The organism is Streptomyces sp. NPDC052107, assembly GCF_040680215.1.
GTDB lineage: Bacteria > Actinomycetota > Actinomycetes > Streptomycetales > Streptomycetaceae > Streptomyces.
Genome location: NZ_JBFAWG010000024.1, coordinates 65707 through 86998, shown reverse-complemented (window position 1 = coordinate 86998; position 21292 = coordinate 65707). Strand labels below are relative to the sequence as shown.

Sequence of the window (21292 nt, the reverse complement as noted above, 5' to 3'; positions counted from 1 at the left end):
TGCCGGCATGCCGGCCGCGATCGACGTGGTCCTGACGCGGTCGTACGAGACGAGCTGGACGCCGAACTCCAATCCTGCGCAAGCTCATTGACCTGACTAGACCACTCCTCTTACCTTCGCACGGCAACCACCTGGCCACTCAGCAGTGCGCCCTCAGGAGGTCATGCCCGTGCGCCCCACCGCCGCTTACTCCGCCCTCCTCGCCGCCGCTCTCGCCGCAAGCGCCCTCACCGCGTGCGGCAACGGCTCCGGCAGCAGTCCGGACACGATCAAGGTGTCGTACAAGCAGTCCACGGACAACTCGGTGAAGGTGATGGACACCTACCTCGCCGGGATCAAGAAGGACTTCGAGCAGAAGTACCCGGGGAAGAAAGTCGAGTTCGTGCCGATCAAGGCCCCGGACGCCGAGTACTACACCAAGCTGCAGCAGATGCTGCGGTCGCCGAGAACCGCGCCGGACCTCGTCTACGAGGACACTTTCCTCATCAACTCCGACATCACCAGCGGGTACTTGAAGCCCCTCGACCGGTACCTCGCCAAGTGGCCGGACTGGAATCAGTTCATCGACACCGCCAAAGCGGCGGCGAAGGGGCAGGACGGGAAGACGTACGGCGTTCCGGACGGGACCGACACCCGTGGGCTGTGGTTCGACAAGCGGGTGTTCCGGAAGGCCGGGCTCCCGGAGAACTGGCAGCCGAAGAACTGGGACGACGTCCTCGCCGCCGCCCGGACCATCAAGCAGAAGGTCCCCGGCGTGACGCCGCTCAACGTCTACACCGGCAAGCCGGCGGGTGAACGCGCCACCATGCAGGGATTCGAGATGCTCCTGTACGGCACGGGCGACGGCACCTCCGATCCGCTCTACGACAGCACGACGAAGAAGTGGATCACGACCGGTCAGGGCTTCAAGGACTCGCTGAGGTTCGTCGAGACCGTCTACAAGGAGAAGCTCGGGCCCGACGTCTCCGACGCCCTTGACCCCAACTTCGCCACCAGTGTCAACGGCGAGCTCCTCCCCCAGGGCAGGCTCGGCATCGACCTCGACGGCTCCTGGCTGCCGCAGGAGTGGCTGCCGGGCAGCGGGCACGAGTGGCCCGACTGGTCCAAGCGGCTGGGACTGGCGTACATGCCCACGCAAGCCGGGCAGGCCCCGGGCAAGGTGAGCATGTCCGGCGGCTGGACCTGGGCCATCCCGGCCAAGGCCGGCAACCCGGACCTCGCCTTCGACTTCATCAAGACCATGCAGACCGAGGCGAACGCCAAGAAGTGGTACATCGCCAACTCCGGGATCTCCGTACGGAAGGACGTCGCCGCCGACCCCTCGTACGCCTCCGCCCAGCCCGGCATCAGGTTCTTCACCGACCTGGTGTCCAGCACGCACTACCGGCCCGCGTATCCGGCGTACCCGAAGGTGTCGACGGCCATCCAGGAGGCCATGGAGGGCGTGACGACCGGTGACCAGTCGGTGGAGAAGGCGGCGAGCGGGTACGACGACACGCTCAAGGACGTGACCGGCGGCCAAGTGGTCACCAAATGAGGCGCCGGATCGGCCGCGCACTCCCGCTCACCCCCGCCGTCGTCCTCCTCCTGCTCTTCCTCGCCGGGCCGATCGCCTACTGCGTCTGGATCGCCTTCACCGACCTGCAGTTGACCGGCCAGGCACACTCGTCGTTCGTCGGGTTCGACAACTTCCGGCACGCCTTTCAGGACGAGGCGTTCCTGAACGCCGTCTGGCTGACCCTGGTGTTCACCGTGCTGTCCTCGCTCGTCGGGCAGAACACACTGGGGCTCGCCCTGGCCGCGCTCATGAAGCGCGCCTCGAAACCGGTGCGCACGCTCACCGGCGGGGTCGTGGTCACGGCGTGGGTGCTGCCGGAAGTGGTCGCCGGGTTCCTGCTGTACGCCTTCTTCCGGCGCGAGGGGACCCTCAACGCCATCCTGGACCGGCTTCATCTGCCCGGCCAGAACTGGCTGTTCACGCTGCCCATCCTTGCCGTGTCCTTCGCCAACGTCTGGCGCGGTACGGCGTTCTCGATGCTCGTCTACTCCGCCGCGCTGGACGAGATACCCGGCGAGATCACGGAGGCCGCCGAGGTGGACGGGGCCGGCGGATGGCGGCGGACGTGGCACATCACCCTGCCGATGATCCGGCGGTCCATCGGCACCAACCTGATGCTGAACACCCTGCAGACGCTGTCCGTCTTCGGGCTGATCTGGGTGATGACCCGGGGCGGGCCCGGCAACAAGAGCCAGACCCTGCCGCTGTTCATGTACGAACAGGCATTCCAGAACAGCATGATCGGGTACGGCACCGCGGTCGCCCTGCTCCTGCTGCTCGTCGGGTCGCTGTTCTCGGTCGTCTATCTGCGGCTGCTGCGGACGGAGGTGTGAGCACGGAATGCCTCGCAAGCGCACCTCGCGGCGGCTCGCCGCCAATGTCTCGCTCCTCGTCGTGGCCGTCGCCTTCGCGCTTCCCCTGGCCTGGGTGGTGCTGTCCTCCGTGGATCCCCACGCGGACCTCAGGGTGAGGATCCCGGACGGGTTCACCCTCGGCAACTTCGACGCGATCCTGACCCCGGACATCACCTACACCCCGCTGCTCAACAGCCTGATCCTGTGCGGCGGCGGCACCGCGCTGACCGTCGCCTGCGCCGCACTCGCCGCGTATCCGCTCTCCCGGTTCCGCTCCCGGCTCAACCGGCCGTTCCTGCTGTCGATCCTGTTCGCGACGAGCCTGCCGATCACCGCGATCATGGTGCCCGTGTACGCGCTGTTCGTACGGGTGAACCTGATCGACACCCTGCAGGGCACGATCCTGTTCTTCGCCGCCTCCCAACTCCCGTTCGCGATCTGGTTGATGAAGAACTTCATGGACGGGGTGCCGAAGGAGCTGGAGGAGGCGGCCTGGACGGACGGGGCGTCCTCGCTGCAGTCCCTGGTCCGGATCGTGCTGCCGCTGATGGGGCCGGGGCTCGCCGTCGTCACGGTGTTCTCGTTCGTGATGATGTGGGGGAACTTCTTCGTCCCGTTCATGCTGCTGCTCACCCCGGACCAGATGCCGGCCTCGGTCAGCATCAACGACTTCTTCGGCAACCGGGGCATGGTGGCGTACGGCCAGCTCGCCGCGTTCTCCGTCATCTACTCGACGCCCGTGATCCTGCTCTACGTCCTGGTGGCGCGCAGGCTGGGCGGCGGTTTCGCCCTGGGCGGGGCGGTCAAGGGGTGAGGGAGAGGTGGTCAAGGGATGAGCCGGAAGGGTGGTCCGTCCGTTACATACCGAACGGCCGGAACTGTACGTTCCGCCAACCCGTGATCCTGTCCGAACAGACCGTAGCCACGCCGTCACACCACCTCTAGCTTGTGCGAGGTGCGCCAACCCTCAGCTCCCCCCTTCAACGCCCCGGCGGCCCGCCGGCTGCGCGCCGCCCTCGGTATGGGCCCCGAGCACGTCGCCTACGGCATGCGGGCCTCGTACGGGCTGCCGTACGTCACACCCGATCTGGTGATCGCCTGGGAACGCGGCGCCGCCGCCCCCAGCCACCCGGAACTCACAGCACTGGCCGGTGTGTTGTGGTGTTCCCCGGGTGAACTCCTCGGCCGGCCGCAGACCCTGCGCGAGCACCGCATCGCCCGCGCGGTCGCGCCCGAGGACGTCGCCCGTGCCGTGGACATGGATCTGCGTACCTACGTGCGCATGGAGGAGAGCGGGCAGTGGCGGGGCAACGAGCGCCAGTCGGCCGCGCTCGCCCGGGTGCTGGATCTCGCCCTGCCCGACTTCGTCGCCGTCACCGGCCGCGAGGCGAAGCTCGCCGAACTGCTGCACAGCGCGGTGACCACCCGCTGGCAGGCCTATGTGCGTCCGGTGGCGAAGCTGGCGCCCGTGGACCGGAACGTCCTCGAAGCCGTCCTGCAGGAACTGCAGGAGGACTACCAGGGCCACATGGCCGCCACCCTGAGCTGGGGCGGCGGCAGCAGAAGCGCCAGCGAGTCCGGCCGGGACTTCCTCGACCGGATCGTGGAGAACTTCTGGCGGAGCGTGGAGGACAGGACGGTCTAGAAGGCCGGCAAAACTGTCTAGAAGACCGACTCCGCCTCGTCCATGCGGTCCTTGGGAACCGTCTTCAGCTCGGTGACCGCCTCCGCGAGCGGCACCATCACGATGTCGGTGCCACGCAGCGCGGTCATCTTGCCGAACTCGCCGCGGTGCGCGGCCTCGACGGCGTGCCAGCCGAAGCGGGTGGCGAGGACACGGTCGTAGGCGGTGGGGACGCCGCCGCGCTGGACGTGGCCGAGGATGACCGGCTTGGCCTCCTTGCCGAGGCGCCGCTCCAGCTCGTACGCCAGCGCGGTGCCGATGCCCTGGAAGCGCTCGTGGCCGTACTGGTCGATCTCACCCTTGCCGTAGTCCATGGTGCCCTCGGCCGGGTGGGCGCCCTCGGCGACGCAGATGACGGCGAACTTCTTGCCGCGGTCGAAGCGCTCCTCGACCATCTTGACCAGGTGGGCGGGGTCGAAGGGGCGCTCGGGCAGGCAGATGCCGTGGGCGCCGGCGGCCATGCCGGACTCCAGGGCGATCCAGCCGGCGTGCCGGCCCATGACCTCGACGACCATCACGCGCTGGTGGGACTCGGCCGTGGTCTTCAGGCGGTCCATCGCCTCCGTCGCGACGCCGACGGCCGTGTCGAAGCCGAAGGTGCGGTCGGTGGAGGAGATGTCGTTGTCGATGGTCTTGGGGACACCGACGACCGGGAGGCCCGCGTCGGAGAGCATGCGGGCCGCGGTCAGCGTGCCCTCGCCGCCGATCGGGATCAGCGCGTCGATGCCGAACTCCTCGACCATATCGGCTGCCCCCTCGCAGGCCTCGCGCAGCCGGTCGCGCTCCAGCCGGGACGAGCCGAGGATGGTGCCGCCGCGGGCCAGGATGCCGCTGACCCCGTCCAGGTCGAGGCTGCGGTAGTGCCGGTCGAGCAGACCCCGGTAGCCGTCCTCGAAGCCGATGACCTCGTCGCCGTACTGCGCAACCGCCCGGTGCACGACCGACCGGATCACGGCGTTCAGGCCGGGGCAGTCGCCGCCTGCGGTGAGAACTCCGATGCGCATCGTGCTGTGTCTCCTGCTCGCTGTCGTTACCGGTGAGCCAGTGTCGATTGTTTCACGTCCACCGGGCAGGGAGGCACTTGACGGGCGTCTTATCCGGGGCCAGGGGTATTGTCAAGAGGGTTCTGCTCACCTTGGTGGGCGATTTTTATGCCGAAGACGCGACATTTAAGACATACAGGTCACACGATATGAGAAATGGAGTGGACGCGTGACGCGCAGCGTGTACGTGACCGGGATCGACCGCGGTGACGGCCGCCAGGTCGTGGAGCTGGGGGTCATGGAGCTCCTGACCCGGCAGGTCGACCGGGTGGGCGTGTTCCGTCCGCTCGTGCACGACGGCCCCGACCGGCTGTTCGAACTGCTGCGGGCGCGGTACCGCCTCTCGCAGGATCCGGCGACGGTCTACGGCATGGACTACCAGGAGGCGTCCGCGCTCCAGGCCGAACAGGGCACCGACGAGCTGGTCTCCGCGCTGGTCGACCGCTTCCACCTGGTGGCGCGTGACTACGACGTCGTCCTCGTCCTCGGCACCGACTTCGCCGACACCCAGCTGCCGGACGAGCTGTCGCTGAACGCCCGCCTCGCCAACGAGTTCGGCGCGTCCGTGATCCCGGTGGTCGGTGGCCGCGGGCAGACCACCGAGTCGGTGCTCGCCGAGACACGCAACGCCTACCGCGCCTACGACGGCCTGGGCTGCGACGTGCTGGCGATGGTCACCAACCGGGTGGCCCGCGAGGACCGCGACGAGATCGCCGAGCGGCTCGCGAACCGGCTGCCGGTGCCCTGCTACGTAGTCCCCGACGAGCCCGCGCTGTCCGCGCCGACCGTCTCCCAGATCGCCCACGTCCTCGACGCCAAGGTCCTGCTCGGCGACGACTCCGGGCTCGCCCGGGACACCCTCGGCTTCGTCTTCGGCGGCGCGATGCTGCCCAACCTGCTGGGCGCCCTGACCCCCGGCTGCCTGGTGGTGACCCCGGGCGACCGCGCCGACCTGGTCGTCGGCTCGCTGGCCGCGCACAGTGCCGGCACCCCGCCGATAGCCGGCGTCCTGCTCACCCTGAACGAGGTGCCGAGCGAGGAGATCCTCACCCTCGCCGCCCGCCTCGCCCCGGGCACCCCGGTGCTCTCCGTGACGGGCAACAGCTTCCCCACCGCCGAGCGGCTGTTCTCCCTGGAGGGCAAGCTGAACGCGGCCACCCCGCGCAAGGCGGAGACCGCTCTCGGTCTGTTCGAGCGGTACGCCGACACCGCCGAGCTGGTCGCGCGCGTGAGCGCCCCCAGCAGCGACCGGGTCACCCCGATGATGTTCGAGCACAAGCTGCTGGAGCAGGCCCGCTCCGACAAGCGGCGGGTCGTGCTGCCGGAGGGCACCGAGTCGCGGGTGCTGCACGCGGCCGAGGTGCTGCTGCGCCGGGGCGTGTGCGACCTGACCCTGCTCGGGCCCGAGGACCAGATCCGCAAGAAGGCCGCCGACCTCGGCATCGACCTCGGCGACGCCCGGCTGATCGACCCGGCCACCTCCGAACTGCGCGACTCCTTCGCCGAGAAGTACGCCCAGCTCCGGGCCCACAAGGGCGTCACGGTCGAGCTGGCCTACGACGTCGCGTCGGACGTCAACTACTTCGGCACCCTGATGGTCCAGGAGGGCCTGGCCGACGGCATGGTGTCCGGGTCGGTGCACTCCACGGCGGCCACCATCCGCCCCGCCTTCGAGATCATAGGAGCAAAGGGGGCCGCGCGAAGCGCGTCGGATAGGGCGGCGGTGGGAGACGGGCGGGCCCGGCCCGAGTCGTCGATCGTCTCGTCCGTCTTCTTCATGTGCCTGGCCGACAAGGTGCTGGTCTACGGCGACTGCGCGGTCAACCCCGACCCGAACGCCGAGCAGCTCGCGGACATCGCCATCCAGTCCGCCGGTACGGCCGCCCGGTTCGGCGTGGAGCCCAGGATCGCGATGCTGTCGTACTCCACCGGCACCTCCGGCTCGGGCGCCGACGTCGAGAAGGTGCGCGAGGCCACCGAGCTGGCCCGCGGCAGGCGACCGGACCTGAAGATCGAGGGTCCGATCCAGTACGACGCGGCCGTGGAGCCGTCCGTCGCCGCGACCAAGCTGCCCGGCTCCGAGGTCGCGGGGCAGGCCAGCGTGCTGATCTTCCCCGACCTCAACACCGGCAACAACACCTACAAGGCCGTGCAGCGCTCGGCCGGCGCGATAGCCGTCGGACCGGTCCTGCAGGGGCTGCGCAAGCCGGTCAACGACCTGTCCCGGGGCGCGCTCGTCCAGGACATCGTGAACACCGTCGCCATCACGGCGATCCAGGCCCAGACGCCCGCCAACTGAGTACAGAGAGCATCCACATCACCGTGACCGCGACCCGTGTCCTCGTCCTGAACTCCGGCTCCTCGTCGGTGAAGTACCAGCTGCTCGACATGCGTGACGCCCACCGGCTCGCCGTCGGCCTGGTGGAGCGCATCGGCGAGCAGACCTCCCGGCTCAAGCACACCTGCCTCACCTCCGGCGACACCCGCGAGCACACCGGGCCGATCGCCGACCACGACGCCGCGCTCAAGGCGGTCGCCGAGGAGCTGAGCCGGGACGGCCTGGGCCTGGACTCGCCGGAGCTGGCCGCGATCGGGCACCGGGTGGTGCACGGCGGCATGTTCTTCACCGAGCCGACCGTCATCGACGACGAGGTGCTCAGCGAGATCGAGCGGCTGATCCCGGTCGCCCCGCTGCACAACCCGGCCAACCTCACCGGCATCCGCACCGCCCAGGCGCTGCGCCCCGACCTGCCCCAGGTCGCCGTCTTCGACACCGCGTTCCACACGACGATGCCGGAGTCGGCGGCGCGCTACGCGCTGGACCCGAAGATCGCCGACCGGCACCGCATCCGGCGCTACGGCTTCCACGGCACCTCGCACGCGTACGTCTCCCGGGAGACCGCGCGGCTGCTGGGCAAGGACCCGTCCGAGGTCAACGTGATCGTGCTGCACCTGGGCAACGGCGCCTCGGCGTCCGCGGTGGAGAAGGGCCGGTGCGTGGACACCTCCATGGGGCTCACTCCTTTGGAGGGCCTGGTGATGGGTACGCGCTCCGGTGATGTGGATCCGGCCGTCATCTTCCATTTGGCCCGGGTTGGCGGAATGTCCATGGACGAGATCGACACTCTTCTCAACAAGAGGAGCGGTCTGTTCGGTCTGTGCGGGGACAACGACATGCGGGAGATCCGCCGCCGGATCGACGAGGGTGACGAAGAGGCCGCTCTCGCGTTCGACATTTACATTCACCGGCTCAAGAAGTACATCGGCGCCTATTACGCCGTACTGGGGAAGGTGGACGCGGTCGCGTTCACGGCCGGCGTCGGCGAGAACGCGGCGCCCGTGCGGGAGGCGGCGATCGCGGGCCTGGCGGGCCTTGGCCTGGCCGTCGACCCGGAGCTGAACGCGGTGCGTTCCGGCGAGCCCCGGCTGATCTCGCCGGAGTCGGCGCGGGTGGCGGTGGCCGTGGTTCCGACGGATGAAGAACTGGAGATCGCGACGCAGACCTACGCACTGGTCGGAAAGAACAACTGAATACCAGCACCTGAGCGGTGCGGCACTCATTTGTATCTTCCGCCAGACGGAATATTCCGTAGCGAAACAAACCGATAGGATCGCCCCATGCGCCGTTCGAAAATCGTCTGTACTCTCGGCCCTGCGGTCGACTCCCACGAGATGCTCGTCGCCATGATCGAGGCGGGCATGAATGTGGCCCGGTTCAACTTCAGCCACGGCTCCCACGCCGAACACCAGGCGCGGTACGACCGCGTCCGGGCCGCGTCCAAGGAGACCGGCCGGCCCATCGGCGTCCTCGCCGACCTGCAGGGCCCGAAGATCCGCCTGGAGACCTTCGCCGAGGGTCCGGTCGAACTCGAGCGCGGTGACGAGTTCGTCATCACGACCGAGGACGTGCCGGGCGACAAGAGCATCTGCGGTACGACGTACAAGGGGCTGCCGGGCGACGTCTCGCGCGGCGACCAGGTCCTGATCAACGACGGCAACGTCGAGCTGAAGGTCCTGGACGTCGAGGGCCCCCGGGTGAAGACGATCGTCATCGAGGGAGGTGTCGTCTCCGACCACAAGGGCATCAACCTGCCCGGCACGGCCGTCAACGTGCCCGCGCTGAGCGAGAAGGACGTCGAGGACCTGCGCTTCGCCCTCCGCATGGGCTGCGACCTGGTCGCGCTGTCCTTCGTCCGGGACGCCAAGGACGTCCACGACGTGCACCGCGTCATGGACGAGGAGGGCCGCCGGGTCCCGATCATCGCCAAGGTGGAGAAGCCGCAGGCGGTGGAGAACATGGAGGGCGTCGTGATGGCGTTCGACGGTGTGATGGTCGCCCGCGGTGACCTCGCCGTCGAGTACCCGCTCGAGAAGGTCCCCATGGTGCAGAAGCGCCTGATCGAGCTGTGCCGGCGCAACGCCAAGCCGGTGATCGTGGCGACCCAGATGATGGAGTCGATGATCACCAACTCGCGTCCGACCCGCGCCGAGGCCTCCGACGTGGCCAACGCGATCCTGGACGGCGCCGACGCGGTCATGCTGTCGGCCGAGTCCAGCGTGGGCGCGTACCCGGTCGAGACGGTCAAGACGATGTCGAAGATCGTCCAGGCGGCCGAGCAGGAGCTGCTCTCCAAGGGCCTGCAGCCGCTGGTGCCGGGCAAGAAGCCGCGCACCCAGAGCGGTTCGGTGGCCCGCGCGGCCTGCGAGATCGCCGACTTCCTCGGCGGCCGGGGCCTGGTCGCCTTCACCCAGTCCGGTGACACCGCGCGCCGGCTCTCCCGCTACCGCGCGACCCAGCCGATCATCGCCTTCACCACGGACGAGGGCACCCGCAACCAGCTCACCCTGAGCTGGGGCGTGGAGTCGCACGTCGTGCCGTTCGTGAACACCACCGACGAGATGGTCGACCTGGTCGACCAGGAGATCGCCCGGCTGGGCCGCTTCGACGCCGGCGACACGGTCATCATCACCGCCGGCTCGCCCCCCGGCGTCCCCGGCACCACCAACATGCTGCGCGTCCACCACCTCGGCGGCACGCAGAACAACTGACAAGCCCCACAAGGGCCTTGTACGGCGCTGAGGGCGCCCCCTGGACCAGGGGGCGCCCTCAGCTGTGTGCGGCTCCCGAACGGGCTTTGCAGGACCGGTCAGTCGGTCGTGTACACATGCATGCCGGGCACGTGCAGGTTGCCGCCGAACTGTGCCGCCTGGACCACCTTGACGTTGGTGAAGTAGATCAGCGGCAGGTTCAGCGGGGGCGGGCTGTCGGGCGTGAACGTCATCGGGATCAGACCGAACAGGTTGCCCGAGATGCTCTGGGTGTACATCGTGGTGGCGCCGCCCCGGATGGTGGACGTCGAGCCCTTGGCCGCCTGGACGTGGTAGGTCTTGCCGGAGAGCTTGTCGTTCACCGTCTGGTGCAGGTCGCCGATGTCCGTGCCGTCGGAGATGACGTACTTCAGCACCTTCTTGGTGGTGCCGGACGCCGTCTTCACCTCGACGATGCCCTGGTAGTCGGCGCCCTTGAGCAGCAGCGAGCTGGCGCTGAGGTACCAGGGGTCGTCCGCCACCGGCACCTTGTTGTCGACGCCGCTCACGTCGGTCGTGGCCGTGGGGCAGTCCTGCGCCGAGGTCGAGGAGCTCGCGGACGGGCTCGGCGTGGCCGACTCGGCCGTGTCGTTGACCGCCTTGGTCGCGTCCCCGGCCGTCTTGGAGACCGTGTCGGTGGCCTTCTTCACCGTGTCCCCGACCGTCTTGGTGGTCTTGGAGACGGTGTCATCGACGGTGTCGGAAAGCTTGGAACCGGACGACGACGAGTCCGACTTCGACGAGGAGTCCGAGGACGCGCTCGCCGACGGGGTCGCGGACGGCGTCGGGCTCGAGGAGGAGCCGCCGGAGTCCGAACTGCCGCCGCCGAGGATGCCGCCGAGCGTGTCGCCGAGGGTGCCCAGCAGACCGCCGCTGCTCTTGGACGCGGACGGGGTGGGCGTGGCCGTGTCACCGGAACCCGACGGCGAAGCCGAGGAGCCGGAGCCCGAGTCCGAGCCGGAGGTCGCGGTCGGCTTGGGCGTGGCCTTGTCGCCGGAACCTGAATCCGACGAAGAGGTCTTGCCCGAGTCGCCGGACTGCGTGTCCTTCGAGTCCTTGGCGCCGGCGCTCGCCGAGGGCGACGGCGTGGCCGTGTCACCGCTCTTCGAGGCGGACGGCGAGGGCGACGACGAGGCGTCCTTGGACGCGTCCAGCGCGCTCACGCAGTTTTTGTACTCGTCCGCGGTCAGGCTCTTGGACGTCGTCGACGGGGACGGGCCGGTGCCGCCGGCCGCGAGGGCCAGCGTGGACGTGAAGCCCATGCCCATCAGCACCGCCGTCGGCATCGCCACGGAGGCTATCGCCTTGCCGGCCGGCATGTGGAACCTGGTGAACAGCGGCTTTCTGGGGGCCGCGTGTCGGGGCCCGGTTCTCGCGCGGGACCCGTCCACATCGGTCCCGCGGGTCACCTCGTCAGCCGGCACTGTGCCTCCCGTTCGCCCCGTTGGCCGGGCTCGTTCCTGACAGGTCGTTCGACTTCACCGCGTCCGTGCGCTGCGCGGGCAGCGGTGCGGCCTGCGGGGCACTGCCCTCGCCCGGGGCGGCCTCGGCCGGCGGCTGCGGCTGCGGAGGCGCGCCCGGCGCCCAGGCCACGGCCATCGCTCCGCCGATGAGGGCGAAGAGGAAGCCCACGACGAAGCCACCGAAGTTGGACACGGGGATGGACACCAGCGCGAGCAGGATCGCCGCGACGCCCGCGAAGGTGCGGACGTGCTTCTGGAACCAGAGGCTGATGCCCAGGACGATGAGCAACACACCGATGATCAGGGATCCGGCGCCCGCGGTGGTCGCCATCGCCAGCGTCAGATGGCCGAGCTGGAGGTGGGCGTACGGGAAGTACATGATCGGAAAGCCGCCGAGCATGACGAACAGTCCGGCCCAGAACGGACGCGTGCCCCGCCAGGCGCGGAACTGCAGCCTCCGGCGGGTGAACTGGCCGGGCGCGGCGGCAGAGGTCTCGGCGCTCATGGAAAACAGCTCCCTGGTGCGGCGTTGCTGTGGTGGTGATGTGTGCCGCGTGTGAAAACGCGGCCGGAGAGTGGATCGGGCGGGGGTGCCACCGGCTCCCCCGCCCGTCACCGCGTGCCTAGTAGCACTCGTGCGTACCCGTCGACAGCGACATGTGCAGTCCGCTGAGCTTGAAGGTGCCGGCGGTGGTCGCCCACGCCGTCTGCTTCACGTTGTCCAGCGTGGCCGAGTCGGCCTGCTGTGCGAAGCCGTACGGGTTGGACTGCTCACTGCCGCCCTTCATACCCGGACCCTTGTCGGCGTCCTTGGCAGCAACACCGATGTCGATGTTGTTGAAGGTGGCGTCGGCGTTCAGGTCGGCAACGTCGATGTAGATGTTGTCGGCCTGGACCTTGTCGTGCCCCGCACCGCCGGCCCGAAGGATCAGGCTGACGCTGCCGAAGATCGGCACATCCGGGGTGACGACGGACTGGCACAGGTTGGTGATCTCGGCGTGCTTGAACGCCGAGACGGCCACCGGGTGAGCCGTCTTCTTGCCGTCCAGCGTGTAACCGCTGTCGAGGGCGCCGTACTGCTCGAAGCCCGTGCCCACGAGCTGGTCGGCGGACACCTTGAACGACTGGCCGGACACGCTGAACGAAGCGGCGAGAGCGCCCTGCGCGAGGGCGACACCTATCGCGGCCGTCGCGGCAACGCTGGGCACCATGACCACAGCGAACCGCTTCCATCTGGTCCCGCCACGCACCTGGGACTCCATATTTCCTCCTTCTCGGACGTACATCTCCTGGCCCGGACTCGCCCCGGAATCGCGGCTCAGCCAGGCAGGGATGGGAGAAGTGCTACGTCCTCGGGAAGGAGAACGCCCGCGCTCGGCGGCGCGAACCGCGCCCGAATCACCGGCGATCACCCCCGAGCGACAACCACTGGTCGCGCCTGACACGCATCACGCACAACCTTGCTGGACAGGCTTCGCCGAGTGGACGAAGACCCCCCTGTCCTAGAGCCGGCGCCACTGCCGCCGGCTCTGCTCGGTGGGGACCCAGATTCTCCCGTGACCCGACCGGTTGCCGGGGTACGGGAATGGACCGAGCGTCGCCGATCGTGGTGCATTCTCGGCCCGGACACAAGGGGGTTCGTTACTGGCTAGTAACGGCCGGATAACCGGAGGACGACCGACCGGTCTCGGAGCGCGACGCTGGGTGGCATCCAAGGGCAGAGCAAAGCCGTTGATCTCTGGATCAAACCAGACAGACCAACGGCTTCGACTTACTCCGAGTAACAGTTTGCGCGATTACCAAGATTTGGTAAAGCAGAGTCGTCGTGACGACTCGTCGGCAAACCTTTCACCCCGGCATCACAAGCCGTGGCGTTTAGCGACTGGTCAGAACAGGGCGCGCGCGAGGGCCCTTCGTGCGCCCACCACGCGCGGATCCTCGGGTCCCACGACCTCGAACAGTTCGAGCAGCCGGCGCCGCACGGTGTCCCGGTCGTCACCCACCGTACGCCGCACGGTCTCGATCAGCCGCCCGAAGGCGTCCTCGACATGTCCGCCCACCAGATCCAGGTCGGCGGCGGCGATCTGCGCGTCGACGTCCTTCGGCTTCTCCGCGGCCTCCTGACGGACCTTCTGCCGATCGAAACCCTGCACCCGCTGCAGCAACTCGGCCTGCGCCAGGCCGAGCTTGGCCTCGGGGTGGGCCGGGTCGTCGGCCAGCACGTTCTGGTAGGCCCGGATGGCGCCGCCCAGGTCGCCCGCGTCCAGCGCCTCCGCGGCCGCGTTCAGCGCCGCGTCGTACGGCCCCACCTGCTCCTGCGCGACCACCTCGCCCGGCTGCGCGTCCGGGTCGACGGTCAGACCCGTGAGGCCGAACCGCTGCTCGGCGACCTCCACCAGCTGGTCCAGGGTCTGCCGGATCTGCTGCTCGCCGGCCGCCCCCTGGAACAGGGGCAGCGCCTGTCCGGCCACAACGGCGAACACGGCCGGGATGCCCTGCACCCCGAACTGCTGCATCAGCATCTGGTTGGCGTCGACGTCGATCTTGGCGAGGAGGAAGCGCCCGTTGTACTCGACGGCCAGCCGCTCCAGGACCGGGCTCAGCTGCTTACAGGGCTGACACCACTCGGCCCAGAAGTCGATCACGACGGGAACTTCGGCGGACCGCTGGAGGACATCCCTCTCGAAGCCCGCCTCATCGACGTCGATGACGAGATCGGCCGGGGCGACGGCCCCTGTGCCGCCCTGCCGGGCGACCTCGGCGCGCGTCTGCTCGGCCTTGGCCTTGGCCTCCTGGGCCGCCTTCACCGCGGCGAGGTCGACGACGCCGCTCATGGACATGTTCCGTGGCTGCATGCGTCTATCCTCCCCCGTTACCGCGCCGGAATGAAAAAGTGTCGTGCGCGGGCGCCGGGTCCCCACCCCACGCCCCCGTGGTCACCACTCGCGTGCGTCCCGTGTACGTCCGTCACGAGCCCTCACGCGCTTTCGCTACGACTCGTAGCGTAATGCCATGCGGACCCCGCGCGACACCACTCCCCGGTGATCTCCCTCACGACCGCACAGATCCCGCCGGTTATGGTCAAGGGATGCAGAGCCGCACTCCCGCCAGCCGTACCGGGCGCCCGCGCAGCGCCGCCGCGGACACCGCGATCCTGGCCGCGACGCGGGAGGCGCTGGTGGAACTGGGCTGGTCCAAGCTCACCCTGGGAGACGTGGCGACCCGGGCCGGGGTTGCGAAGACGACGCTGTACCGCCGCTGGGCCGGCAAGCCCGAGCTGGTGTGCGACGCGGTGGCGGAACTCTTCGACGAGCTGGAGCTCCCCGACCGCGGCAGCCTGGCCGCCGACATCGAGGGCGTGGTCCTGCAGTTCGCGGCCATCCTGGCCCGTCCGGAGGCCAAGAGCGGTCTGATGGCGGTGGTCGCCGAGTCCACCCGCGACGACGCCCTGCGCGAGCGGATCCGCGCCTCCATCGTGGAGCGCCAGATGCGTCTGGTCCTGGAGGGCCGCGCCCGCGCCCAGAGCCGGGGCGAACTCCCCCCGGAACCCGACCCGGAGGAGTCCGCCCGCACGGTGGACCTGATCTTCGACGTGGTCGCGGGCGCGGTGGTCCACCGCACGCTGGTGAGCGGCAAACCGGCGGACGAGGAGTGGGTGCGCGACTTCACGCGGGTGCTGCTGCTGGGCCTGACGGGCGCGGCGTAGCTGCGCCCGTCCCGGCCGAGAACGACTCCGGGCGCCTAGAAGCCGGCGGGCTCCGTGTACACACCCCACTCGTCCCGCAGCACCCCGCAGATCTCGCCCAGCGTCGCCTCGGCCCGCACCGCGTCCAACATCGGCTCGATCATGTTGGAGCCGTCCCGCGCGGCACCGAGCATCGCCTCCAGCGCGGAGCGCACCGCGGACTCGTCCCGCGCCGTCTTCCGCCCGGAGAGCGCCCGTACCTGCTCCCGCTCCACCTCGTGGCTGACCCGCAGGATCTCCAGATCCCCGGTGACAGACCCGGTGTGGACGTTGACACCGACGACCTTCTTGTCGCCCTTCTCCAGCGCCTGCTGGTAGCGGAAGGCGGACTCGGCGATCTCGCCGGTGAACCAGCCGTCCTCGATCCCGCGCAGGATCCCGGAGGTGATCGGCCCGATCGGGTGCTGCCCGTCCGGGTGGGCCCTCAGGCCCCGCTCCTTGATCTGGTCGAAGATCTTCTCCGCGTCGGCCTCGATCCGGTCCGTCAGCTGCTCGACGTACCACGAACCGCCCAGCGGGTCCGCCACGCCCGCGACCCCGGTCTCCTCCATCAGCACCTGCTGGGTGCGCAGCGCGATCTCCGCCGCCTGCTCGCTGGGCAGCGCGAGGGTCTCGTCGAGCGCGTTGGTGTGCAGCGAGTTCGTCCCGCCGAGGACCGCCGCCAGCGCCTCCACGGCCGTACGGACGACGTTGTTGTACGGCTGCTGGGCCGTGAGCGACACACCGGCGGTCTGCGTGTGGAACCGCAGCCACTGCGCCTTCTCGCTCTTCGCGCCGTACACGTCCCGCATCCAGCGCGCCCAGATCCGGCGCGCGGCACGGAACTTGGCGATCTCCTCGAAGAAATCGACGTGCGCGTCGAAGAAGAAGGACAGGCCGGGCGCGAAGACGTCCACGTCCAGGCCGCGGCTGAGCCCCAGCTCGACGTACCCGAAGCCGTCCGCCAGGGTGTACGCGAGCTCCTGCGCGGCCGTCGAACCCGCCTCACGGATGTGATAGCCGGACACGGACAGCGGCTTGTAGGCAGGAATACCGGCCGCGCAGTACTCCATGAGGTCGCCGATCAGGCGCAGATGCGGCTCGGGCTGGAAGAGCCACTCCTTCTGCGCGATGTACTCCTTGAAGATGTCGGTCTGGAGCGTGCCGTTGAGGACCGACGGGTCCACGCCCTGGCGCTCGGCGGCGACCAGGTACATGCAGAAGACGGGCACGGCGGGCCCGCTGATGGTCATGGAGGTGGTGACGTCGCCGAGCGGGATGTCCTTGAACAGGACCTCCATGTCGGCGGCGGAGTCGATGGCGACCCCGCAGTGCCCGACCTCGCCGAGCGAGCGGGGGTCGTCGGAGTCGCGCCCCATGAGCGTCGGCATGTCGAAGGCCACGGACAGACCGCCGCCACCGGCGGCCAGGATCATCTTGTACCGCTCGTTGGTCTGCTCGGCGTTGCCGAACCCGGCGAACTGCCGGATCGTCCAGGTACGCCCGCGGTAGCCGGTCGGATGGAGCCCGCGCGTGAAGGGGTACTCCCCGGGCCAGCCGATCCGCTCGAATCCCTCGTACGTGTCGCCCGGTCGGGGCCCGTACACCGGCTCCACGGGATCGCCGGAGAGCGTGGTGAAGTCTGCGTCGCGCTTGCGCGCGGCGTCGTAGCGGGCCTGCCAGCGCCGGCGGCCCTCCTCGATGGCGTGAGCGTCCATACCATCGAATTTACTTGGACGTCCTAGTAAATGTCGATGGCTGACCGCCGTACGGTGTCCGTACGGCGGTGTGACGAAGGTCGCCCTTACGCCTTGGCGACGGCCGGGGCCTGGTCGGCGACCTTGGCCTCCAGCTCGCGGCTGATCCTCCGCTCGACGAAGAAGGCGGCCGTCGGGATCGTCCCCGCGAGCAGCACCCACAGCTGCTTGCCGATCGGCATCTTCGTCTTGGAGCCCAGGTCGAAGGCGACGACGAGGTAGACGACGTACAGCCAGCCGTGGGCGATGGCGACGACCCGGGTGACGTCGGCGGCACCGCTGATGTCCAGCCCGTACTTCGCGATCATGCTCAGGCACAGCAGGACCAGCAGGACACCGGTGGTGTAGGCCATGACGCGGTAGCGGGTCAGCACGCTCTTCTTCATGCCGACGAGCGTAACCACCCGTTCCGGGAGATCTTGCCCGGGGTCACTCGTCCGCGAAGTCGTGGGCCGCGATGCGCAGCGGGCGAAGCATCGCGAAGATCTCCGCGCACTCCTCCGCGTCGTACACGCCGAGCCCGAAGTCCATCGCCATCAGGTCGCGGGTGGCCGCGTCGACCACCTCGCGGCCCTTGTCGGTGATGACGGCGAGGGTGCCGCGGCCGTCGTTGGGGTTGGGCCGCTTGGCGACCAGCCCGGACTTCACCAGCCGGTCGACCGTGTTCGTCACCGAGGTGGGATGCACCATCAGCCGCTCGCCGATCTTGGACATGGGCAGCTCACCGGCCTTGGAGAAGGTGAGCAGCACCAGTGCCTCGTACCGCGCGAACGTCAGTCCGTACGGCTTGACCACCGCGTCCACCTCGGCGAGCAGGATCTGCTGGGCCCGCATGATCGAGGTGATCGCGGCCATGGACGGCACGTTTCCCCAGCGCTGCTTCCAGAGCTCGTCGGCACGGGCGATGGGATCGAAGGGGAGGCTGAGTGGCTTCGGCACGTCATCAGACCCTACCGGCCGGTCATATTCCGGTCAGCCCCGTCTCGGCTTTCGGTCGCTTCTCGGCCGCCCGGGCCGCGACGGCCAGCCCGCAGCAGCACAGCACACCCGCCACTCCGGCCCCGGCCACCGCCGTACGCACCCCCATCGTCTGCGCCGCCACACCGGCCAGCGCCATACCGACGCCCTGGACGGTCATCAGTCCGGCGTGCAGCACGGTCATGGCCCGCCCGCGCAGTTCCTCCGGCACGGCCCGCACGAACCACTGGTCCAGGCCCAGCGTGTACGCCGACCCGGCCCCGGAGAGCAGCAGGAGCACCAGGGAGGCGGTCAGTCCGGGGCGCAGGGCGAAACCGAGGTAGGGCAGCAGGGTCAGGCAGAGCAACGGGAGGGCGATGCGTTCGCGGGCCTTCGGTCCCAGCCGGGCCCCGGCGAACAGTTCGCCGGCCACCGTTCCGACGGGCAGCGCGCACATCAGCAGCCCGAGGCCCGCGGAACCGCTGCCCAGCTCGTCGGCGTACGGCGCCGCCAGCGCCTCGGGTACGACCGAGAACGCCGCCGGGATCCAGAACATGAGCAGCAGGACGCGCACGCGGCGGTCGGCCGGCAGCGCCCGCAGACCGGACGGAGTGTCCGTGCCCTGGCGCGTGCGGGCCGGGCGGTGCCGGGTGCCGCAGCGCAGCAGCGTGGCGGAGGCGAGGAAGGTGTCGACGGTGATCAGCAGGGCGTGGCGCGGGCTGACGGCGGTCAGCAGCAGACCGCCGAGGCCGTAGCCCACGAGCAGGGCGCTCTGGGCGACGATCCGCAGCAGGGAGCGGCCGAGGACGAACAGGTCGCCCTCGCCGAGGACGTCGGCCAGCGTGGCCATGCGGGTGCCGGCGAACACCGGCGAGACGACGGCGAGCCCGCAGCGCAGGGCGAGCAGCAGCCCGATGCCGGTGCCCGGAACCGTCATCAGGGCCACGCAGCCGGCGCACACCACATCGCAGACGACCAGCACGCGTCGGGCCGGGAAGCGGTCGGCGACGGGCGCGAGCAGGGTGCCGCCGAGGGCGTACGGCAGGAAGCCCAGGGCGAAGGTGAGCGCGCTCAGCAGGGGCGAGCGGGTGAGGTCGTAGACGAGGACGGAGAGCGCGATCTCGCTGACGATCACGCCGAGCATGGACAGGATGTGTGCGGCGAAGACGGCCCGGAACTCGGGCACGGCGAGGACACGGCCGTAGCCGGCGGACGCCGGGGCGGCCTGGGTGGGTGCGGGCATGCCGGGCAGCGTGCCCGGGGGCGGCCGGGGAGCCGTAGAGTTTCGGCTCCAGCCGAATCTTCCCGGGGGTGCCCATGGCGTCGAGGCTGCACTTCGGCGACGACGACTTCCTGCGCTGCCGGTTCGCGATCTCCCCGCTGTGGGAGACGCAGGAGGCGGTGCGGACGCTGAAGCGGCCGGACCGGCACGCCTATCAGGCGCCCTGGCTGCGGCGGATCAGGGACGCGGCGGCCGGGCTCGACCTGGCCCCGCTGTGGCTGCTGATGCCCCGGCGGGGGCACTCCCCGGACTGGCTCGGGGCGCCGCCGATCGGGCCGGCCGCCACGTTCGAGGAGGAGATCGCGGCCGTACGGGCGTCCGACCCGGAAGCGGCCCGCGAGGACACCGCCCGCGCGCTGGCCTGCACCCCGGGCGCCCTGGAGTCGTCCCAGGGCCGCGCCTGGCTCGCGGCCCCGGCCCGGATGATCCAGGGGCTGGCGGACACGGTGGAGGAGGCCTGGCGGGTGCTGATCGCACCGGACTGGCCCCGGCTGCGGGCCCTTCTGGAGGCGGACGTGGCCTTCCACTCCCGCCGCCTGGCCGAGGTCGGCCTCGGCACGCTGCTGCCCGAGCTGGACACCCGCCTGTCCTGGGACGACCGTACGCTGACGCTCGCGGGGCACGTCGAGTACACCCGCGCCCTGGCCGGTCAGGGACTCGTGTTGATGCCGAGCGTGTTCTCGTGGCCCGACGTGGTCACCGGCTTCGAGCCCCCGTGGCAGCCGACGCTGGTCTACCCGGCCCGGGGGATCGCGGGCCTGTGGACGGAGTCGGGCGAACGGACGCCGGAGGCCTTGGTACGGCTGTTGGGCCGCAACCGGGCGACCGTCCTGTCCGCCCTGACCGAGCCCGCCACGACGAGCGCCCTCGTGCACCGGCTCGGGCTCGCCGCGTCGTCGGTGTCGTCCCACCTGACGGTCCTGAGAGACGCGGGCCTGCTCACGGCCCGCAGGTACGGCCACCAGGTCCTGTACGAGAGGACACCGCTAGGGGTGGCGCTTGCGAGTTCCGGGCAGGACAGCCGGCCCACGAACCGCACCCACCCCTGACGTCACCACCCGTACGCCTCGAGCCTGCGCAGCACCCGAGGCGTACGCGCCTGGGTGACCGGCGCCCGCAGACACCGCCGGGCGGCGGGCGTCCCGGCCAGCGGCGCCTTGAAGACCGCGAGCGACCCGGCGAGCACCAGCACCAGCGGGCACAGATAGGCCACGGTGTCGGCGAAGGTCCCGAAGAGCCGCAGCAGCGACTCCAGCCCCAGCCCGGTCAGACACACCATGAGGACGAGCGCACGGACCGCCAGCTCGACGATCCAGTTGGCCAGGGCCCGCTCGGGAGTGATCCCCCGCTCCAGCCACAACCGGAGCCGGTCGAACGACCACCCCGTGGCCCAGCCGGTCAGCGGGCGAAGTACGAGGCGGTCCGCGAGGGCCCCGAACGCGCCCCCGCGGGCCCGGTACTCGTACCCGGTGAGCAGCCGCACGCCCTGCCCGTCGGGCACGTAACGCCAGTAGGCGCTCGCCTCGGCGATCGGGGAGAGCGGGTGCGAGGAGGAGAAACGCAGGGCGCACACGCGCGTGCCGTCGGGGCGGTCCTTCTCGCCGGCGGCGACGCCGGTGCCGGGCACGGTGAGGAGCGGCAGCACGCGCCAGGCGCAGGTGAAGCGCCGGGGCTCGCCCGGCACGCCCGGCAGGGGGGCGATGGACTTGAAGCGGAGGTCCCAGCGCAGGCGCGTGGCGGGGTCCTGGGTGCGCGCCCACAGCTCGTCGAGGTCGGCGCGTATGTGTGTCTCTCTGTAGAGACCCATGGTGTTGTTCCCCCAGGCCAGAACGCGAAGTTGAGCGATCGCTCGGATGATCAGGAGGGGAAGGTACACCTCCCC

General features: G+C 69.8%; 19 protein-coding genes. 9 read left to right on the top strand and 10 right to left on the bottom strand.

Annotated elements, in window-relative coordinates; genetic code table 11:
* The first annotated feature begins 163 nt into the window (after positions 1-163).
* The 4 genes from AB0M27_RS25025 to AB0M27_RS25010 all read left to right on the top strand — a co-directional run bounded on the left by AB0M27_RS25025 (position 164) and on the right by AB0M27_RS25010 (position 4057).
* Positions 164-1537, top strand: coding sequence for an extracellular solute-binding protein (locus AB0M27_RS25025; protein WP_365724240.1), 1374 nt, complete (start codon positions 164-166; stop codon positions 1535-1537).
* Positions 1534-2391, top strand: a complete 858-nt coding sequence (locus AB0M27_RS25020; protein ID WP_365724238.1) for a sugar ABC transporter permease — start codon at positions 1534-1536, stop codon at positions 2389-2391. Before AB0M27_RS25025 ends, AB0M27_RS25020 begins: the two co-directional genes overlap by 4 nt.
* 7 nt (positions 2392-2398) lie before the next feature.
* Positions 2399-3226 carry a carbohydrate ABC transporter permease gene (locus AB0M27_RS25015; protein WP_365724236.1) on the top strand — a complete coding sequence of 276 codons (828 nt, stop codon included), beginning with the start codon at positions 2399-2401 and terminating at the stop codon, positions 3224-3226.
* Between the two features lie 141 nt (positions 3227-3367).
* On the top strand, positions 3368-4057 hold the full coding sequence (locus AB0M27_RS25010) for a helix-turn-helix transcriptional regulator (protein ID WP_365724234.1): 690 nt from the start codon (positions 3368-3370) through the stop codon (positions 4055-4057).
* Between the two features lie 17 nt (positions 4058-4074).
* Here AB0M27_RS25010 and AB0M27_RS25005 read toward each other — a convergent pair whose 3' ends face one another.
* Complete coding sequence (locus AB0M27_RS25005; protein WP_365724232.1) at positions 4075-5100, bottom strand: ATP-dependent 6-phosphofructokinase; 1026 nt, start codon at positions 5098-5100, stop codon at positions 4075-4077.
* Between the two features lie 208 nt (positions 5101-5308).
* On the opposite strand from AB0M27_RS25005, the gene pta reads away from it, so the two are divergent.
* The 3 genes from pta to pyk all read left to right on the top strand — a co-directional run bounded on the left by pta (position 5309) and on the right by pyk (position 10188).
* Positions 5309-7438, top strand: a complete 2130-nt coding sequence (pta, locus tag AB0M27_RS25000) for a phosphate acetyltransferase (RefSeq protein ID WP_365724231.1) — start codon at positions 5309-5311, stop codon at positions 7436-7438.
* Positions 7439-7461: 23 nt separating this feature from the next.
* The gene (locus tag AB0M27_RS24995; RefSeq protein WP_365724229.1) at positions 7462-8670 is read left to right on the top strand and encodes an acetate kinase; all 1209 of its coding nucleotides are present in this window, start codon (positions 7462-7464) and stop codon (positions 8668-8670) included.
* Between the two features lie 87 nt (positions 8671-8757).
* Positions 8758-10188 (top strand): pyruvate kinase, encoded by a 1431-nt coding sequence (pyk, locus tag AB0M27_RS24990; protein ID WP_365724227.1) that lies wholly within the window; start codon positions 8758-8760, stop codon positions 10186-10188.
* 98 nt (positions 10189-10286) lie between these two features.
* On the opposite strand, the gene AB0M27_RS24985 is transcribed toward pyk, so the two are convergent.
* The 4 genes from AB0M27_RS24985 to AB0M27_RS24970 all read right to left on the bottom strand — a co-directional run bounded on the left by AB0M27_RS24985 (position 10287) and on the right by AB0M27_RS24970 (position 14545).
* On the bottom strand, positions 10287-11651 hold the full coding sequence (locus AB0M27_RS24985) for a hypothetical protein (RefSeq protein ID WP_365724225.1): 1365 nt from the start codon (positions 11649-11651) through the stop codon (positions 10287-10289).
* Entirely contained in the window at positions 11641-12195 is a 555-nt protein-coding gene (locus AB0M27_RS24980) for a DUF6114 domain-containing protein (protein WP_365724223.1), read from the bottom strand. Before AB0M27_RS24980 ends, AB0M27_RS24985 begins: the two co-directional genes overlap by 11 nt.
* A gap of 118 nt (positions 12196-12313) precedes the next feature.
* Complete coding sequence (locus AB0M27_RS24975; RefSeq protein WP_365724222.1) at positions 12314-12952, bottom strand: DUF6230 family protein; 639 nt, start codon at positions 12950-12952, stop codon at positions 12314-12316.
* 624 nt (positions 12953-13576) lie between these two features.
* Positions 13577-14545 (bottom strand): tetratricopeptide repeat protein, encoded by a 969-nt coding sequence (locus AB0M27_RS24970; RefSeq protein ID WP_365724220.1) that lies wholly within the window; start codon positions 14543-14545, stop codon positions 13577-13579.
* A 233-nt stretch (positions 14546-14778) separates the two neighbouring features.
* Here AB0M27_RS24970 and AB0M27_RS24965 point away from each other — a divergent pair, with 233 nt between their 5' ends.
* Positions 14779-15396, top strand: a complete 618-nt coding sequence (locus AB0M27_RS24965; RefSeq protein ID WP_365724218.1) for a TetR/AcrR family transcriptional regulator — start codon at positions 14779-14781, stop codon at positions 15394-15396.
* A gap of 35 nt (positions 15397-15431) precedes the next feature.
* Here the strand turns inward: AB0M27_RS24965 and AB0M27_RS24960 are convergent, their stop codons facing one another.
* The 4 genes from AB0M27_RS24960 to AB0M27_RS24945 all read right to left on the bottom strand — a co-directional run bounded on the left by AB0M27_RS24960 (position 15432) and on the right by AB0M27_RS24945 (position 19371).
* Complete coding sequence (locus AB0M27_RS24960; RefSeq protein WP_365724215.1) at positions 15432-17132, bottom strand: methylmalonyl-CoA mutase family protein; 1701 nt, start codon at positions 17130-17132, stop codon at positions 15432-15434.
* Between the two features lie 86 nt (positions 17133-17218).
* Positions 17219-17557, bottom strand: coding sequence for a DUF3817 domain-containing protein (locus tag AB0M27_RS24955; protein WP_351216123.1), 339 nt, complete (start codon positions 17555-17557; stop codon positions 17219-17221).
* Between the two features lie 43 nt (positions 17558-17600).
* Positions 17601-18110 (bottom strand): MarR family transcriptional regulator, encoded by a 510-nt coding sequence (locus AB0M27_RS24950; RefSeq protein WP_365724213.1) that lies wholly within the window; start codon positions 18108-18110, stop codon positions 17601-17603.
* Positions 18111-18132: 22 nt separating this feature from the next.
* The gene (locus tag AB0M27_RS24945; protein WP_365724211.1) at positions 18133-19371 is read right to left on the bottom strand and encodes an MFS transporter; all 1239 of its coding nucleotides are present in this window, start codon (positions 19369-19371) and stop codon (positions 18133-18135) included.
* Positions 19372-19445: 74 nt separating this feature from the next.
* Here AB0M27_RS24945 and AB0M27_RS24940 point away from each other — a divergent pair, with 74 nt between their 5' ends.
* Complete coding sequence (locus AB0M27_RS24940) at positions 19446-20459, top strand: DUF5937 family protein (RefSeq protein WP_365724209.1); 1014 nt, start codon at positions 19446-19448, stop codon at positions 20457-20459.
* 2 nt (positions 20460-20461) lie between these two features.
* Here AB0M27_RS24940 and AB0M27_RS24935 read toward each other — a convergent pair whose 3' ends face one another.
* Positions 20462-21217: a hypothetical protein gene (locus AB0M27_RS24935; RefSeq protein ID WP_365724207.1), complete on the bottom strand. Its 756-nt coding sequence runs from the start codon at positions 21215-21217 to the stop codon at positions 20462-20464.
* Between the last annotated feature and the right edge of the window lie 75 nt (positions 21218-21292).

What these genes read in the sequence shown, in the direction of transcription:
- AB0M27_RS24935 (WP_365724207.1), bottom strand. Translation starts at nt 21,217, where the DNA reads ATGGGTCTCTACAGAGAGACACACATACGCGCCGACCTCGACGAGCTG.
- AB0M27_RS25020 (WP_365724238.1), top strand. Translation starts at nt 1,534, where the DNA reads ATGAGGCGCCGGATCGGCCGCGCACTCCCGCTCACCCCCGCCGTCGTC.
- AB0M27_RS24955 (WP_351216123.1), bottom strand. Translation starts at nt 17,557, where the DNA reads ATGAAGAAGAGCGTGCTGACCCGCTACCGCGTCATGGCCTACACCACC.
- AB0M27_RS24965 (WP_365724218.1), top strand. Translation starts at nt 14,779, where the DNA reads ATGCAGAGCCGCACTCCCGCCAGCCGTACCGGGCGCCCGCGCAGCGCC.
- AB0M27_RS24960 (WP_365724215.1), bottom strand. Translation starts at nt 17,132, where the DNA reads ATGGACGCTCACGCCATCGAGGAGGGCCGCCGGCGCTGGCAGGCCCGC.
- AB0M27_RS25005 (WP_365724232.1), bottom strand. Translation starts at nt 5,100, where the DNA reads ATGCGCATCGGAGTTCTCACCGCAGGCGGCGACTGCCCCGGCCTGAAC.
- AB0M27_RS24975 (WP_365724222.1), bottom strand. Translation starts at nt 12,952, where the DNA reads ATGGAGTCCCAGGTGCGTGGCGGGACCAGATGGAAGCGGTTCGCTGTG.
- AB0M27_RS24970 (WP_365724220.1), bottom strand. Translation starts at nt 14,545, where the DNA reads ATGCAGCCACGGAACATGTCCATGAGCGGCGTCGTCGACCTCGCCGCG.
- pyk (WP_365724227.1), top strand. Translation starts at nt 8,758, where the DNA reads ATGCGCCGTTCGAAAATCGTCTGTACTCTCGGCCCTGCGGTCGACTCC.
- AB0M27_RS24940 (WP_365724209.1), top strand. Translation starts at nt 19,446, where the DNA reads ATGGCGTCGAGGCTGCACTTCGGCGACGACGACTTCCTGCGCTGCCGG.
- AB0M27_RS25025 (WP_365724240.1), top strand. Translation starts at nt 164, where the DNA reads ATGCCCGTGCGCCCCACCGCCGCTTACTCCGCCCTCCTCGCCGCCGCT.
- AB0M27_RS25015 (WP_365724236.1), top strand. Translation starts at nt 2,399, where the DNA reads ATGCCTCGCAAGCGCACCTCGCGGCGGCTCGCCGCCAATGTCTCGCTC.
- AB0M27_RS24980 (WP_365724223.1), bottom strand. Translation starts at nt 12,195, where the DNA reads ATGAGCGCCGAGACCTCTGCCGCCGCGCCCGGCCAGTTCACCCGCCGG.
- AB0M27_RS24945 (WP_365724211.1), bottom strand. Translation starts at nt 19,371, where the DNA reads ATGCCCGCACCCACCCAGGCCGCCCCGGCGTCCGCCGGCTACGGCCGT.